10 protein-coding genes are annotated in these 16,721 nt (G+C 73.0%); 8 read left to right on the top strand and 2 right to left on the bottom strand.

The features are described from left to right. Positions 1-116 precede the first annotated feature (116 nt). A complete protein-coding gene (locus ABR737_RS17045) occupies positions 117-1,196 on the top strand; it encodes a rod shape-determining protein (protein WP_350251021.1) in 1,080 nt (359 codons plus the stop codon). 203 nt (positions 1,197-1,399) lie between these two features. Next, on the top strand, positions 1,400-2,479 hold the full coding sequence (locus ABR737_RS17040; protein ID WP_350251020.1) for an alpha/beta fold hydrolase: 1,080 nt from the start codon (positions 1,400-1,402) through the stop codon (positions 2,477-2,479). On the opposite strand, the gene ABR737_RS17035 is transcribed toward ABR737_RS17040, so the two are convergent. After that, positions 2,476-3,270: a TetR/AcrR family transcriptional regulator gene (locus ABR737_RS17035; protein WP_350251019.1), complete on the bottom strand. Its 795-nt coding sequence runs from the start codon at positions 3,268-3,270 to the stop codon at positions 2,476-2,478. The two genes, ABR737_RS17040 and ABR737_RS17035, sit on opposite strands and share 4 nt — an antisense overlap. Before the next feature lie 109 nt (positions 3,271-3,379). Here ABR737_RS17035 and ABR737_RS17030 point away from each other — a divergent pair, with 109 nt between their 5' ends. Together ABR737_RS17030 and ABR737_RS17025 are read left to right on the top strand one after the other, a co-directional pair. Beyond that, positions 3,380-4,825: an FAD-dependent monooxygenase gene (locus ABR737_RS17030; protein WP_350251018.1), complete on the top strand. Its 1,446-nt coding sequence runs from the start codon at positions 3,380-3,382 to the stop codon at positions 4,823-4,825. Positions 4,826-5,162: 337 nt separating this feature from the next. Next, a complete protein-coding gene (locus ABR737_RS17025) occupies positions 5,163-5,975 on the top strand; it encodes an IPT/TIG domain-containing protein (RefSeq protein WP_350251017.1) in 813 nt (270 codons plus the stop codon). A 92-nt stretch (positions 5,976-6,067) separates the two neighbouring features. On the opposite strand, the gene ABR737_RS17020 is transcribed toward ABR737_RS17025, so the two are convergent. Beyond that, positions 6,068-7,117: a tyrosine-type recombinase/integrase gene (locus tag ABR737_RS17020; RefSeq protein ID WP_350251016.1), complete on the bottom strand. Its 1,050-nt coding sequence runs from the start codon at positions 7,115-7,117 to the stop codon at positions 6,068-6,070. Positions 7,118-7,954: 837 nt separating this feature from the next. On the opposite strand from ABR737_RS17020, the gene ABR737_RS17015 reads away from it, so the two are divergent. The 4 genes from ABR737_RS17015 (at position 7,955) to ABR737_RS17000 (ending at position 16,596) form a co-directional block, all read left to right on the top strand. Continuing rightward, entirely contained in the window at positions 7,955-8,416 is a 462-nt protein-coding gene (locus tag ABR737_RS17015; RefSeq protein WP_350251015.1) for a hypothetical protein, read from the top strand. A 173-nt stretch (positions 8,417-8,589) separates the two neighbouring features. Continuing rightward, positions 8,590-8,796, top strand: coding sequence for a DUF5988 family protein (locus ABR737_RS17010; protein ID WP_328687669.1), 207 nt, complete (start codon positions 8,590-8,592; stop codon positions 8,794-8,796). A 79-nt stretch (positions 8,797-8,875) separates the two neighbouring features. Next, entirely contained in the window at positions 8,876-10,210 is a 1,335-nt protein-coding gene (locus ABR737_RS17005) for a beta-ketoacyl synthase N-terminal-like domain-containing protein (RefSeq protein WP_350251014.1), read from the top strand. A gap of 35 nt (positions 10,211-10,245) precedes the next feature. Continuing rightward, entirely contained in the window at positions 10,246-16,596 is a 6,351-nt protein-coding gene (locus tag ABR737_RS17000) for an SDR family NAD(P)-dependent oxidoreductase (RefSeq protein ID WP_350251013.1), read from the top strand. The last annotated feature ends 125 nt before the right edge of the window (positions 16,597-16,721 follow it).

Genomic DNA, 16,721 nt, shown 5'->3' with positions numbered 1-16,721 from the left:
GCCCCCGGTAGTCTTATTGATTGCCCGCAATGAACGCCATTGCTCGCCCATGGGGTTGTCTGCGGCGCAATGCCCCAGGACCCCCACTCCGTCGCGAGAGAGCACACGAACCCCCCATGGCGTCCAGCACTTCGTCCGGAACGTACGACATAGGCATCGATCTCGGCACGGCCAACACTCTGGTGTACGCCCGCGGCAAGGGCGTGGTGCTGAACGAACCGTCCGTCGTCGCGGTCAACGCCGCCGGCGAGGTGATCGCCGTGGGCGCGGACGCCAAGCGGACCATCGGCCGTACGCCCTCCGGGATCACCGCGATGCGCCCCCTGCGGGACGGTGTCATCGCCGACTTCGACGCCGCCGAGCGGATGCTGCGCGCCCTGATGAAGAAGGCCCTGCCCAGCCGCCGCTTCTCCCGGCCGCGGGTGGTCATCTGCGTCCCCTCCGGCGTCACCGGCGTCGAACGGCGTGCGGTCATCGACTCCGCCCGGGGGGCCGGCGCCCGCGAAGTGCACCTCATCGAGGAGCCGATGGCCGCCGCGATCGGCGCCGGCCTTCCCGTGGACGAGCCGGTCGGCTGCATGGTGGTGGACATCGGCGGCGGGACGACCGAGGTCGCCGTCATCTCCATGGGCGGGCTGGTCACCGCCCAGTCCGTACGGGTCGCCGGCGACGCCCTGGATGCCGCCGTCACCGCCCACGTCAAGAAGCAGCACTCCCTGGCCATCGGCGAGCGCACCGCAGAGGACATCAAGATCGCGATCGGCTCGGCGGTCTGGACCCCGGTCGACATCGACGAGGACGGCGCACCCGACCGCCCCTTCTCCTACACGGTCCGCGGCCGCGACCACATCAGCGGCCTGCCCCGGACCCAGGAGATCAGCGAGGAGGAGATCCGCGACGCGCTGGCCGAACCGGTCGAGGCGATCGTCCGCGCCGTCCACCGCACCCTCGACGAGTGCCCCCCGGAGCTGTCCGGCGACATCGTCGAGCGCGGCATCGCCCTGACCGGCGGCGGCGCCCTGCTCCGCGGCCTGGACCAGCGGCTGCGCGACGAGATGGGCGTCCCCGTGACGGTCGCCGACCAGCCCCTGGACTGCGTGGTCAACGGCACCGCGAAGTGCGTCGACGAATTCGCCTCCCTGCACGGCGTGTTGACGGGCGCCAAGGAACAACCGCGGCGGACGGTGCGGTTGTAGGCAGCGGCAGAGGGCGCCGGCCCGCGTCAGGACGGTTTGCCGAACCGGCAAGATTCCTCGCGGGCGCGGTGCGGGCACCGCCATGATCGTGGCAGAGCGGTCGCGGGGACCGCGGGGCGCGCCGGTCCGCGGCCCCGCGCCCTGTGCCGCCGCCCGCAGGCCACCGCCACCACCGGCGCCGCCGAACTCCTCAAGGAGGATGTATGCCGCAGTCCGCCAAGACCCCGTCCACGCCGCCCGCTTCCCCGGGCGCTCCGGCCCCGCAGCCGGCCGCCGGACTGCCGGAGGCGACCCACCGCTCGGTGGAGGTCCCCGGCGGCCGCATCCACCTCGTGGAGCAGGGCAGCGGTCCCCTCGTCCTCATGGTCCACGGCTTCCCCGAGTCGTGGTACTCCTGGCGCCACCAGCTCCCCGCGCTCGCCGCGGCGGGCTACCGCGCGGTCGCCATCGACGTGCGGGGCTACGGGCGTTCCTCGAAACCCCGTGACGTGGCCGCCTACCGGATGCTCGCCCATGTCGCCGACAACGTCGCGGTGGTGCGCGCCCTGGGCGAGGAGACCGCGACCATCGTGGGCCACGACTGGGGCTCGCCCATCGCCGCCAACACGGCGCTGCTGCGGCCCGACCTCTTCACCTCGGTGGCGCTGCTGAGCGTGCCGTACACGCCCCGCGGCGGGATGCGGCCCACCGAGGGCTTCGCGCGGGTCGGCGGCCCCGGGGAGTTCTACGTCAGCTACTTCCAGGAGCCGGGCCGGGCGGAGTCGGAGATCGAACCCGATGTCCGCGGCTGGCTCGCCGGGTTCTACGCGGTGGCCTCGGGCGATGCCGAGCCGCCGTCCGGCGGGGACCACGTCGCAGGGTTCTCGGTCCGGCCGGGCGGCAAACTGTCCGACCGCTTCCCCGCCGACAACCCCCTGCCCCTGCCCTGGCTCACCGACGCCGATCTCGACTTCTACGCGGGCGAGTTCGAGCGCACCGGCCTGACCGGCGGGCTCAACCGCTACCGCAACGTCGACCGGGACTGGGAGGACCTTGCCGCCTGGGACGGGGCGCCGCTGCGGCAGCCGTCCCTCTTCATCGGCGGGGAGCGCGACGCCACCACCAACTGGATGGCCGACGCCATCAAGGCCTTCCCGCAGACCCTCCCCGGCCTGTCCGCCTCCCACATCCTGGAAGGCTGCGGTCACTGGGTCCAGCAGGAACGCGCCGAGGAGGTCAACCACATCCTCCTCGACTGGCTGGGATCCCTGCCGGCGAAGCCCGCCGCGCGGCCGGCTTCCTAAGCGCCGCCCCGCGGCCTGCTCATATAGGCCTCCAGGCCGTCCAGGATCCGCTCCAGGCCGAACTCCCATGCCTGGTCGCGGGACGACGTGCTGCCGCTGCCGCTGCCGGTGTCGGCGACGGCCGCGGCGAGCGCGGGAAAGCGGTCGGCGCGGCCGGCCAGGAGTTCGTTCAGCGCGGCGCTCATGAGCTCCTCCGGCCCCTTGGCCCGCGCGCTGTCCAGCCCCATCGAGGCCGACACCTGGGCGATGGTCCGGATGTGGCCGTGCACCACGACCACGGCGTCGAGCTGTTCGCCGCCGGTCAGGCCGGTGTCCGTGAGCGCGGCCAGGGCGCGCTCGGTCCAGCCGAGTTCGTGGGGGCCCATGACCCGGGGCCCGAGGGCCGCGCCCAGTAGCCAGGGGTGCCGGTGGTAGACCGCCGCAAGCGCCTCCGCCCAGGCGCGCAGCGCCACCCGCCACCCCGCGCGGTCGTCCCGGCCGGGGCCGGCGGGCGCAGCCGCGGCCGGCGGCTCCCCCATCGCCGTATCGATCATCAGGGCGACCAGTTCGCTCTTTCCCGGCACATAGCGGTACAAGGACATCTTGGTGAAGTCCAGTTCGGCCGCGACCCGTTGCATGGAGACCGCCCCGAGCCCGCCGGCGTCGGCGAGGTCCATCGCCGTACGCGTGATCCGCTCCAGGCTCAGCGCCGGCTTGGGGCCCCGGCTGGGCCGCTCCCGCCCGCCCCACAGCAGCTCGACGCTGCCCGCCTGATCCCCGAACACGCTGCGCTTGCCGTCGTCTCCCGCCATCCCCGCATCCTAGAACTGTGTCCGGGGTATACAGAACAGTGTCCGGCGGATACAGTTTCTTTTATCGGTACGAAGGATCAGACGGATCGGATCGACGGGGGAGTATGCGATGACGTATGAGAGGGCGTACGAGGCAACGTGCGCGGAGGCGTGCGAGACGACGTACGAGAAGACGTACGAAGCGACAGCGGGGCGCGAGGGGGCGGCCCGGACGGACCACCGGGTGCGGGAATGGCGAACGGCGCCGCCGGGGCGCTCCGTTCTGATCTCCGGCGCCAGCGTGGCGGGCCCGGCCCTGGCCTACTGGCTCGGCCGCTACGGCTTCCGGACCACCGTGATCGAGCTGGCTCCCGCCCTGCGCGGCGGCGGCTTCGCGGTCGACTTCCGCGGGGCGGCGCAGCTGACGGTCCTGGAGCGGATGGGCGTCCTGGACGACATCAGGGCCCACAGCACGGGCGGCGGTGACCCCCTCACCTTCATCGACGGGCAGGGGCGTCCGCTGGCCGCGATGCCTCCCGAATTCAGCGGCGGCGAGGTCGAGATACTCCGCTCGGAACTGTCCCGCATCCTTCACCGGCACAGCCTGACCCAGCCCGGCACGCACCCTGCTCCCGACACCCAACGGGCCGCCGGCACCCACCACACTCCCGGAAGCCCGCCCGAGGGCCCGGTCACCCCCGAATACCTCTTCGGCGACTCCCTTTCCTCCCTCACCCAGACCGCCGACGGCGTCCACGCCACCTTCGAACGGGGCGCGCCGCGCACCTTCGACCTGGTGATCGGCGCCGACGGTCTGCACTCCACCGTGCGCCGGCTCGCCTTCGGCCCCGAAAGGGACTTCGTCCGGCACCTCGGCTACTACGTCGCCGCCTGGGACCTGCCCGAAGGCGCCGGAGACCTCGCCGCCCGCCCGGTCGGCTACGGCGAACCCGGGCGCCTGGCAACGGTCGGCCGCACACCCCGCCGCAGCGGGGAACGGGGCTACGCGGGCGAAGCCTTCTGTGTCTTCGCCTCCGAGGAGGAGCTGGTACCCGACCGGCGCGACGCCCGTGCCCGGAAGCAGGCGATAGCCCGGGCCTACGAAGGCGCCGGCTGGCGGACGCCGGAACTCATCGCCACACTCGGGCAGGCCGATGACGTCTACTTCGACTCCATCAGCCGTGCCGATGTACCGAGATGGTCCACGGGCCGCATCGCGCTCCTCGGGGACGCCGCCCACGGCGCCACGGTCGGCGGCATGGGCACCGGCTCCGCGATCATCGGCGCCTACGTCCTCGCCGGGGAACTCGCCCTCGCCGGGGGCGACCACCACACGGCCTTCGCCCGCTACGAACGCGCCCTGCGCCCCTATGTGACCCGGTGCCAGCAAGGCGGCCGCGGCGCCGGGGAGTTCCTGGCCCCGGCCACCCGGGAAGCCCTCGACGCCCGTAACGCCGCCCTGAACTCCCCGGCCGCCGTCGCCGCCATGCTGCAACAGGGCCACGACATCTCCGCGGCCCTCACACCGGCCGACTACCCCGCGCTGGTCGCCGCCGCGGTCCGCGCCCGGTGGTGAACTTCCCGGCTTCACGCTGAGCCGAACGGGTGCTCCGGCGTCAACGCGATTGTCCGGCGCCCCCTCTTCTGGGTTACTGGTGCTGCCTGGTCGGTGGGCCGTCCATCCCCCTCGGGCTTCCGCGGTCGGCCCACCCTCCAGCCCTCTTCGCTGTGGGGCCCGAAGGACGGCCGGCAGCACGACGGCCCCGTCGCCCCGCACGGGGCGACCCGGCCACCGTGCGCCGTGTGTGCCGTCCTCCTGTACGGCCGGCCGCTGCCAGTGCTCGGGTCCCGGCTCGTGAGCCATGTCCGTCACGAACGGGCCCGGCAGCGCGCTCACACTGCAGGAGGACTCCATGTCCACACCCACCATCCAGCCGGCTCTGCCGGCGCTGCCCATCGGACCCGTGCTGCTCGGCGTGGTGCCGAACTCGGGGCCGACCACGGGCGGCAACACCGTGCAGCTCGTCGGGCTCGGCCTCGGCGGCGCCACCAGTGTCCTCTTCGGGCCGTCGACGGCGACGATCGTCGGGCAGGACCCGCTGGGGCTGACCGTGACGGTCCTGGCCCCGGCGCACGCCGCGGGTGCTGTGCAGGTCACCGTCACCACCAGTGGCGGTACCAGCAACCCGGCCTCGTACGTGTACCTGGCGCCCGTCCCGCCGACGGCCGCGGTCATCACCCCCAACTCGGGGCCGGTCGCGGGCGGCACCGCGTTCGTCATCGCCGGAACCGGCCTGCAGGGCGCCACCGTCACCATCGGGGGCAATGCCGCGACCGTCGTGGGCACCGACCTCACCGGCAGCGTCCTGTTCGGCGTCACCCCCGCGGGACCCCCCGCAGGAGGCAACGTCCCGGTCGTGGTGACGACCCCGGGCGGCACCACGACCGTCCCCGGCGGCTACACCTACCTGGCGGCGCCTCCGACGGTCACCGGAACGGTGTCGCCGTCCTCGGCGGCGGCGGGCGCCACCTTCACCATCGTCGGTACCGGTCTCCTCGGGGCGACCGTGCTCTTCGGGGCCGTCCCGGCCGCCGGCGTGGTGGTCAACGCCGGCGGCACGTCCCTGACCGGGACCGTCCCGCCGGGCACGGTCGGCTCGACCGTGCAGGTGACCGTCCAGACCGCGGCCGGCAGCGCCAACGCCGGTTCGTTCACCTACCTGTGACGGCCCGGCCCACCGGATGACGGCCCGGCGTCCGGACGGGTCCCCCGGGCCGCACCCGGCCCGCCCGGACCCGTCCGGGCACCCCGGCGCCGTCACCCCGCGGGGGGACGCCGCAAAGCGGTTCGGCCCCCGCCCGTCGTACGGGCGGGGGCCGAACTCGCCGGTGGCTCCCCATGGCTCTCCCCGGACCGCACCGGCCCGTCGGGGGGCAGATAGCGCCGGGCGTCGTGCGGAGGGCGCCCGGCGGCGCCGCACAGCAAGGGCAACGGAAGCCCCGCGTCCGCCATCCACGTCAGCCCGGTGTGGCGCAGATCCTGGCGCCGGAGGTATTCATGACCGAGTTCGGCCACCACATCGTCCCAGCGGGTCGTGTCCCGCAGCACCGCGGCGGTGAACCGGCGCCGGTGCGGACCGGTGAACAGCCGGGCCGCGGGCGCGTGCCGCGCCGCCTCCAGCCGGCCGGCGGCCAGTTCCCGCGCGGCGGGGCGCAGCGGCACCACCCGGCGGTGCCTGCCCCGGCAGGCGCGGTCGTCCAGGCCCTCCGGCTCGGAGACGGTGAAGCGCTGGACCTCCCAGGTCCAGGTGCTCATATCGATGTCCTGGGCCTGCAGGGCGGACACCTCGCTGAAGCGGGTGCCGGTCCAGGCGGCGAACCTGACGATGTCGCCCCACCCCTGGTAGCCGTCCGGGGAGCGCTGGACGAGAGCGGTCGCCAGCCGCTCCAGCGTCTGCACGTCCGGCAGGGCCAGCGCCCGGGGAGTGGTGCGTTCGCTCTGCGCACGCTGGAACTCCTGCTGCCAGCCGGCCACCCGGGCCGGATTGGCGTCGAGCATCCCGTCCCGCACGGCCTGTTCCAGGACCCGCACGAGCACGGCAAGGCTGTTCTTCACCGTCGACAGGCCGCATTCGTCGGCGATCCAGCAGTGCAGGGCGCGGTTGACGACGCGGCGGGTGACTTTCCGGATCAGGACGTGCCCGATGCTGGGAACGACACGCAGCCGCCATCCGGCCTGGTAGGGGGACATGGTCAGGGCCTCCAGGCCGTGCATCGCGGCCGGCCACCTCCGTTCCCCGTAGTCGGCGAGCGACATCGTGTGGGTGTCGGCCTCCCAGGGAAACCGGCACCCGGCGTTATTGTTCATTATCGAATCACCCTTGTCTGCTGGGGAGTTATTCGGCCGTCCGGTGATGGCAGGATGCTCTCTTGAGCGTGAATGCGACTCCCGGGGAATCGTGCTGACTTCATGCCGGCGGGCGGTGCGGCGAACTGCTGCCCCTGGCGCAGAGCGCTTTGGCGTGCGGTCCGCCGCGGTGGAGGGAACAACAGCCGGCCATGGCAGGAAAGGGGCCGAACTCGCCGGTGCGGACGGCCCGTAAGACGATCGCCCGGACTCCGTCACCGCTACGGGAGAATGGTGAACGTTTTCTCCAACTGGGTAAGGGAGTAAGGGAGTTGTGTGTGCGGATGAGTGTGTGCCGGGGCCGCGGCGACTTCCGGCTCCTCCCGTCATCGTCGGCCGTCTCCGCTGCCTATGGCGGCACGTCAGTTGTCGCTGCGCTCCCCTGTAAGAATGACAAGCGACGAGCTTGCTGCTGCGCACGGTTCTACTGCACCACCGAGCGGGAGCAGTGAGCAATCAAACGCTTCATCAGTCATGAGTGGAATAAAGGCATCTCCTCGGGCCATTGCGCAAGTTGGTACGGGTTTGTTCTTTTCGCGCTGCTCCGAACGGGTGGCCTTATCGGTTGACTGTTGTAGCCCGGCGAGCCGCATGGATAACTAGTCGCATCCAACCGGTGGGCCGCCCATCCTCTCCGGGGAGCGGCACCTGGCCTATCCGTTGGCCCGGCCCAGCGCCTGGTTGCGGTCAGACCGAGATGCCGTATGGGCGTCCCCGGTAGAGGGTTTTGGATCCGTCAGCCGGTGCCGATACGTCGGCACCGGCTGATCGGCCCCCCACATTCGGTCAGGGGGCTTCATGCGAACCATTTTTTTCCTTCGCTGGGTCAACGGCCTACGCGCCATGACCCCGGGCCTCACCGTGACAGCACCGGTACCTGCCCGGTCCGGCACGACCCGCACGACCCCCGCTCCCGGCGGCAAGCACGCCGCCCCCGCCCCTCATGACCGTGCGAGGTCCCTCGGCCTCCTCGTGCGCAAGGGGAGTTCCCCGGCCTGCGGCACCCTCCCCACCACCGGAAACGGCACCGTACCGACGCCCGCGAGCAGCACCGTACCGACGCCCGCGAGCAGCGCCGTACCGACGGCCGCGAGCGGCGTCACCGGCTGCGCCGCCGGCCCTGTGGGAGACCTCCGCACCAGCGCCCGTCCGGCCGTCCCCGTGGACGCGATGGTCCGGTGCGGCGCCCCGCACCCCGCCGCCGGCCCGGTCGGCGCCCCCCTTTCCGGCTTCCTCCCCCAGGTGCAGCCGGCCCTCTGAGACCGGCCGGCCGCCCCTCGGCCGTGCCCCGGGGCACCCCGGCCCCCTTCCCGCAGCCGCCCGGCCCCGGACGCCCCGGCCGCCGCCCCGCAGTGAGCCGTATCCGGCTCCCCCGACCGCCCATCCGAAGCCTGCCCCCACACACCCACTCCGACAGCACACCGGAGGACAGCATGGCGCAAAGAAGAATGGTGATCCTGGTCGACGGGCCCGAGGGAAATGGCCTGCCGCAGCACGCGCGCGACAATGCGGGCGATCCGATAAGGATCCTGCGCGGCAACGGGTACGAGCGCTTCGAATTCTACGGCGAATACGCGGACTTGGGCGGAGAGCCGGTCCCCGTGTACCGCTGGTGTTACCGCACAAGAATCGCCGAATAGGCGCTGTGCGTCCACGGGAAGCAAGCGATGTGCAGAGGAGAACGACCATGTTGAACCTCGTGAGAGACGGAGCCCTGTCATGAACCGAGAATCCGGTAAAGACGCAAGCTCAGGTGACGGACGGAATGTCGTGGTGACCGGCGTCGGGTTCTGTCTGCCCGGCCGTACGGAGCCGGTTTTCACCGCCGACGACATGTGGGACGTCGTCTCCAACGGCCGGTCCTGCCTCAAGCGTGACGAGGTGTATTACGGCTCGGTCGAGCTCACCCAGGCGATGTTCGACGAACGCCTCCCGGACGTTCCGCCGTTCTTCTCCCAGCATTACACCCCGGCGCACCGGTTCGGGCTGGTGTCGATGGCGGAAGCCACCACCGATGCCGGTCTGGCTTTCTGCGGCGGCGCGCTGAGTGAGGCCGCCATTCTGGTCGGCCGCGGAGGCGTGGACTCCAATGTCGAAAGCTACCTTTCGGTGCTGAGTGCCGACCCCGGAAAGACCTCCGCACCGGACGCCATGGAATTGTTCGTCGCGGCCCAGCAAGCCGTGACCCCCTCCGATGTCGCCCTCGTGCAAGCGGCGCTGACGCAGTCCAACGGCCCCTGCTACACCGTCTCGTGCGGCTGCGCCTCGTCCGCTGTGCAGATCGGCAACGCCCGGCGGATGATCGCCCAGGGCGAGGTCGATGTCGCGGTGGTGACCGGGGTCGACGTCTTCAACGTCCACCTCATCCAGAACATCCAGCGGCTGCTGAGCGGGGCCCAGCAGACCTACGACGCCCTCCGCACGACCGACATGCCGGAGCTGCTGCCGTCCTTCACCTCCCTCATGCGGCCCTACGACCGCCGGGCGGACTGCATCAACCACGGCGAGGGCGCAGCCACCGTGATCATGGAGAGCCGGGAACACGCCGAACGGCGCGGGGCACACATCTACGGCCAGGTGCTGGCCACCGCCATGACCCGCGACGGGCTGGCCAACCCCCTGGCGTGCGACGAGACCGGCGCGGAACTCGTCACCGCCGTCCGCCGCTGCCTCGGCGACCGGTGGCAGCTGCGCGATGTGCCGTACGTCCACGGCGGCAGCGACGGCAACGTCGTCGTCACCGCCTTCGAGGCGAACGCCATCAAGGAGCTGTACGGAGCCGACAACGACGTCCTGATGACGTCCCAGGAAGGCTGCTTCGGCCACAACGGCGCACCGGCCGGCTGCCTGGGCGTCGCCATGACGCTGATGATGATGGAGCGAGGGCAGGTCTGCCCCACCGCCAACTGCGAGCAGCCGGCCGACGGACTGCCCTTCGACCCGGTCCCCGGAGTGCGGCCGCGGCCGCTCGACTTCGACTACGCGCTGAGCTTCAACTACCAGGTCGGCGGCGTGAAGAACGCCATTCTCCTCGGCAGTCCGGAAGCCGTGTGACCACGGGCAGATCACCTCCCACGTACGGAGACCCGATGAGCAACGACATGCACGGCCCGGGCGCCGAGACGCGCCCCACCCACGAGACAGACCGGATCGCCGTGATCGGCATGGGCTGCCGGCTCCCCGGCGACACCGACTCGCCCGCCGCCCTGTGGCGGCTGCTGGTCGAGGAGCGGGACGCGGTGGGCGAACTGCCCGCCGAGCGCCGGCGCCTCGTCCCGGAGGACTCCCCGGGCCCGGGGAGCAAGGCACCGGCGCCCCGCCAGGGCGGCTACCTGCGCGAGGTGACGGGCTTCGACGCCGCCTTCTTCGGCGTCGCGGGCCGGGAGGCCGACGTCCTGGACCCCCAGCACCGCCTGCTGCTGGAAGTCACCTGGGAGGCCCTGGAACACGCCGGCCTGCCACCGGACCGGATGAACGGCACACCCACGGCCGTCTTCGCCGGCATCAGCTACAGCGACTACATGGACCGGCTGGCGGGACAGCCCCAGGAACTGGAGGGGTCGATCCTGACCAACGGCCACTGCGTGGCGGCCGGCCGGATCTCCTATCTGCTCGGTCTGCAGGGGCCGTGCGTGGCACTGGACACCGCCTGTTCCTCCTCGCTGGTGGCCGTGCACATGGCACGCCGGGCGCTGATGGCCGGTGAGTGCGACCTGGCGCTCGCCGGCGGCGTCACCCTGAGCTTCCAGCCGCGCATCACCCGGTCCTTCGCCAGGATGGGCATGCTGTCGGAGGGCGGGCGCTGCCGGACGTTCGACGCCGGCGCCGACGGGTTCGTACGGGGCGAGGGCTGCGGTGTCGTGGTGCTGAAACGTCTCTCCGACGCCGTACGGGACGGTGACCGGGTCCTGGCGGTGCTGCGCGGCTCGGCCACCAACCAGGACGGTTCCTCCGAAGGGCTGGCCGCCCCGTCGGTGACCGCCCAGACGGCCCTCTACCAGGAGGCCCTGCGACAGGCCGGCGTCGACCCGCGGGACGTGGGCATGGTGGAGGCGCACGGCACGGGCACCCCGGTGGGCGACCCGATCGAGTTCGCCAGCCTCGCCGAGGTCTACGGCAACGGGCCCGGCCGCTGCGCCCTGACGTCGGTGAAGACCAACGTGGGGCATCTGGAACCGGCCGCCGGCATCACCGGACTGATCAAAAGCGTGCTGTGCCTGCAACGCGGCACCATCCCCGCGAACCTGCACTTCCAGCGCTGGAACCCGGCCATCTCCGCGGCGGGCACCCGCTTCTTCGTTCCTACCGAGCTGTCCGCCTGGCCCCTGCGGACGCCCACCCGGCTGGCCGCCGTGTCCTCCTTCGGCTTCTCGGGCACCAACGCCCACGTCCTGCTGGAACAGGCGCCGGAACGTTCTTCCGCCCGGCAGCAGGACTCCGGGCGGCCGTCGAAGGGTGCCTCCGACGTCTTCCTGGTGCCGGCCGGCTCTCCCGACGTCCTGCCGGCCGCGGCCACCCGGCTCGCGGACTGGATGGAGGGCGACGGCGCGAACGTCCCGCTGCGCGACCTCGCGCACACCCTGGCCCTGCGGCGCTGCGCGGGCCACGGCCGGCTGGGCGTGGTGGCCTCCGGGCGCCGGGAACTCCTCACGGCCCTGCGGTCCTTCGCGGCCGGGCAGCGGCACCCGGCGGTCGTGACCGGTGCCGTGGGCGCCGCCGTGGCGCGGCAGCCGGTGTGGGTGTTCTCCGGCCAGGGCTCCCAGTGGCCCGGCATGGGCCGCCGGCTGCTGAAGACCGAACCGGCCTTCCTCGACGCGCTGACCGAGGTCGACGAGCTCATCAGGGCGCAGAGCGAGGTCGCCGTCCTCGAGGTGGTGCAAGGCGGCCGGCCCGTCCACGGCTGCGGCACGGTGCAGCCGGTCCTGTTCGCCCTGCAGGTCGCCCTCGCCGCGACCTGGCGCTCGTACGGCGTCGAACCCGCCGCGGTGATCGGGCACTCCATGGGCGAGGTCGCGGCGGCGGTGGTGGCCGGGGCGCTGACCCTGGCCGACGGGGTCCGGGTGATCTGCCGGCGCTCCGGGCTGCTGAGCGACATCGCGGGCTCCGGCAGCATGCTGAGCGTCGGCCTGGACGCCGACACGGTACGGGCCGAACTCGCCGACAGCGCGGCCGGCACCGTGTCGGTCGCCGTCCTGTCCGCGCCCGACTCCACCGTCGTGGCCGGAAGGACCACGGAGGTGAGCCGGCTGGCCGCCGCCTGGGAGGCCCGCAAGATCCCGGTGTTCCCGATCGCCGTGGACGTCGCCTCGCACTGCCCGCTGGTGGACCCGGTGCTGCCGGCCCTGCGGTCGGCCCTGGCGGATCTCGACCCCCGGTCGCCCAAGGTGCCGTTCTACTCCACGGTCGTCGACGCCGGCCGCACGCCGGCCTTCGACGCGGACTACTGGTGCGACAACCTGCGCCGCCCGGTGCGCTTCGCCGAGGCGGTGGCGGCCGCGGCGGCCGACCGGCACCTGGTCTACACCGAGATCTCGCCGCACCCCGTGGTCACCCACTCCATCGAGCGCAGCCTGGCCGGTCTCGTCACCGACCCCGTCGTGCTGCCCACCCTGCGCCGCGAGGAGGACGAGCAGGCCACCTTCCGCACCCAGCTCGCCGCGCTGCACTGCGCCGCGGTGCCGGTGGACTGGCGGCGCCTCTACGACGACGGCAGCCTCGTCGACGCCCCCACCGTCACCTTCGACCGCCGCCACCACTGGGCAGACACCGCTGTCTCCACCGCCCCGCCCCCGGAGGCCGCCGAAGCCCCCGGGGCTCAACTGCCCGGCCACCACACCGAATTCCCCGGCGACCCCGTACGGCACTGCTGGCGCGCCGACGCCGGCACCGGGGCGCTGCCCTGGCTCGGGGACCACCGGGTGCACGGCAACGCGGTCCTCCCCGGGGCGGCGCACTGCGGGCTGGCGCTCGCGGCCGCCTGCGAGGTCTTCGGCGCGGCACCGCACGAAGTGGAGGTCACCGACGTCCACTTCACCGAGTTGCTGCGGCTGGGCGAGGCCACCGAGGTCTCCACCGCCGTCACCCTGACCGCCCCTGACCGGGCCCACTGCGAGATCCTCGCCCGGAACGAGAACGGCGACTGGGAGGTGCAGGCCGACGCGGTGCTGCACCGGCTGACCGTACGGCCCGAGCTGCGGCCCAGATCCGTCGACGCGATGAGCCTGCGCCACCCGGTGCCCCTGGAACCGGCCGCCCTCTACGAGAGCCTGCGGCGGCGCGGCCTGGAGCACGGCCCGGCGTTCACCGGGATCCTCGAACTGCACACCGGCCGCCACAACGACAGTTTCTGGGCCAGGGTCGGGGTGCCGCCCGAGGCCGCCGCCACCGCCCCCGGCCTGCCGGTCCACCCCGTCCTCCTCGACGTCTGCGCCCAGCTCGCCGTGGCGCCCCTGATCAACGAGGACGACCCGTCACTGGTCCTGCCGGTGAGCATGCAGGCGGTACGCATCCTCGGCGATCCCACGACCGCCCTGTACTGCCACGCCCACGTCAGCGAGATCACCGCCCAGGCCATCGTGGCCAACGTCCGGCTCCTGGACGACAGCGGCGCCGTGGTCCTCGTCGTCAACGGCCTGCGCTTCGCCCGGCGGGCCGTCCGCGAGACCCCGGCGGTCGACGACTGGCTGCTCGGCATCGGCTGGCGGTCGGCGCCCCGGGCGGCGCCGGACGGCGGTCACGCCCCGGGGAGCTGGGTCGTCGTGGGCGAGGCGGACGGCTCGGCCCAGGCGCTGGCCGCCGCGCTGCGCTCCCGCTGCGCCCGCACGGTGGTCTGGGACCGTCCGCTGGACGACACCTCGCTCGCCGCGTTCCGCGACGCCCTCACCGGCCGCCTGTCCGCCACCCTCGAAACCCCGCGCGGGGTGGTGCTGGTGTGCGGACGCGCCGAGGGCGGGGAGCCGACCGTGCAGTCCCTGTGGCGCACCCGCCGGCTGCTCGGCGCCCTGCAGGCGATCACCGCCACCTCCTCGGCACCGCGCCTGTACGTCGTCACGCGGGGCGCCCGCAGCGTACTGCCCGACGACGAGGTCGACCTCGGGCAGAGCGCGCTGCGCGGACTGCTGCGGGTCGGCGCGTTGGAACACCCCGAGATCCGGCCGGTGCTGGTGGACGCCGACCCGTACGACGCCGATCCCGAGGACGTGGCCCTGGAGCTGCTGGCGGACGCGGACGACGACGAGGTCGCGCTGCGTGCGGGCCGCCGGCACGTCGCCCGCCTGGAACACGCCGCGCCGACCGGCGGGCAGGACCAGGCCGCCACCCCGTGCACGGTGCGGTACGGCGAGGACGGCTTCCGGCTGCGTGCGGGCCGGCTGGGCGATCTGTCGAGTCTGGAGTACGCCGCCACCGGCCGCCGCGCACCGGCGCCCGGCGAGGTCGAGGTGCGGGTCACCGCCGCCGGCCTGAACTTCCGGGATGTGCTCACGGCCATGGGCCTGCTCCCCGGCGACCTGGACGTCCGCTACCGGATCGGATTCGAATGCTCCGGTGTGGTGAGCGCGGTCGGCGCCGGGGTGGAGCGCCCCCAGGTCGGGGACGAGGTGATCGCCGTCGATCTGCGCGGCGGTGCCTTCGGCTCCTTCCTCACCCTTCCCGCCGACGCGGTCGCCCCCATCCCGTTCGGCATCGAACCGGTGGCCGCGGCCGGGCTGCCGATCGCCTTCCTGACCGCCTGGTACGCGCTGCGCAACGTCGGCCGGCTGGCCGCCGGGGAGCGGGTGCTGATCCACTCCGCCACCGGCGGCACCGGCCTCGCGGCGATCGCGGTGGCCCGGCTGCTGGGCGCGGAGGTGCTGGCCACGGCCGGCAGCGAGGACAAGCGCCGCTATCTGCGGAGCATGGGCATCCGCCATGTCATGGACTCCCGCACGCTGGAGTTCGGCGAACGCACCCGCGAGGCGACGGGCGGGGAAGGCGTCGACGTCGTCCTCAACTCACTGTCCGGAGCGGCCATCCGCACCGGCCTGGAGACGCTGCGCCCCTTCGGCCGGTTCGTGGAGCTGGGGGTGCGCGACATCATGGCGGACGCGCCGCTCGGCATGCTGCCGCTGCGGCACAACGTCACCCTGAGCACCGTCGACCTGATCGAGCTGCACCGCAACCGCCCCGACACCTTCGCCACGGTGTGGAAGGACGTGCTCGGCGCGTTCGAGGAGGGGCGGCTCAAGCCCCTGCACTGCACGGAGTATCCGCTCGCGGAGGCCACCACGGCCTTCCGCACCATGGCGGCCGCCGACCACATCGGCAAGCTGGTGCTGACCGTGCCCGGCGAGGGCGACGCCCCCGCGGTGCTGCCCGAACGGGACCTGCCCGTGGAGGAGGGCGGCGCCTACATCGTCACCGGCGGACTGCGCGGCCTGGGCCTGGCCACGGCGAAATGGCTGGCCGCGCACGGCGCCGGGCATGTGGTGCTCAACGGCCGCAGCGCCCCCGAGCCCGAGGTCGCGCAGACGCTCGCCACGGCGATCGGCAGGACCGCCAAGGTATCGGTGGTCCTGGGCGACATCGCCGATCCGGATGTCGCCCGGCGGCTGGTCGCCACGGCCGTGACCGAGGGGTTCCGGCTGCGCGGGGTGGTGCACTGCGCCATGGTGCTGGACGACGCGGTGATCACCAACGTGGCCGACGACCAGCTGGAACGGGTCTGGATGCCGAAGGTCGTCGGCGCCTGGCATCTCCACCACGCGACCCGGGACCACCCGTTGGACTGGTTCGCGGCGTTCTCCTCGATGGCCTCCCTGCTGGGCAACCCCGGCCAGGGCTCCTACGCGGCGGCCAACTCCTGGCTCGACGGGTTCGCGGCCTGGCGCTCCGCACAGGGGCTGCCCACCGTGGCGGTCAACTGGGGCCCGTGGGGCGAGATCGGTGTCGCCACCGACTTCAGCCGCCGCGGCTACCGCACCATTCCCACGGACCACGGCCTGGCGGCCCTGCAGACGCTGCTGGCCCGCCGCTGGGTGCAGACCGGGGTGATCCCCGGCCCGCCGGACACCTGGGTTCCGCCCGCCGGCCGCCATCTCCCGTTCTTCAGCGGGGTGTCAGGCCAGGAACCGGCGGGCCTGACCCCGCCGCCCGAGGAGACCGAGGACATGCGGACCCGGCTTGCCGCCCTGCCTCCCGGCCTGGCCAGGAGAGCCGCGCTGGAGGAGCATCTGGCGGGCCACGTCCGGGACGTGCTGCGGCTGGGGGAGAGTTCCCTCGACCCGCAGACCCCGCTGAAATCGCTGGGATTCGACTCCCTCCTGGCCATGGAGCTGCGCGTACGCATCGACCGCTCCTTCGGCCTCTCCCTGCCGAGAAACTTCGTCTGGGAACACCCGACCCTCGCCGCCCTCGCCGCCGGTATCGCCGGGCATCTGGGCCTGGAACTGACGGCGAACTAGCCCGGGCCCCGTGGGCCATCGGAGACCGCCGACGCCCGGCGGGCCGCATGACGGCCTGCCGGGCGTCGGTGTGTGGGCGGCCGGGGGCTGGGGGCTGGGGCCGGCCGGGGCCGGGGCGTCCGGGG

This window comes from Streptomyces sp. Edi2 (genome assembly GCF_040253635.1).
Classification (GTDB): domain Bacteria; phylum Actinomycetota; class Actinomycetes; order Streptomycetales; family Streptomycetaceae; genus Streptomyces.
The sequence above is the reverse complement of the archived record's forward strand: the minus strand, read 5'-3'. Positions and strand labels throughout refer to the sequence as shown.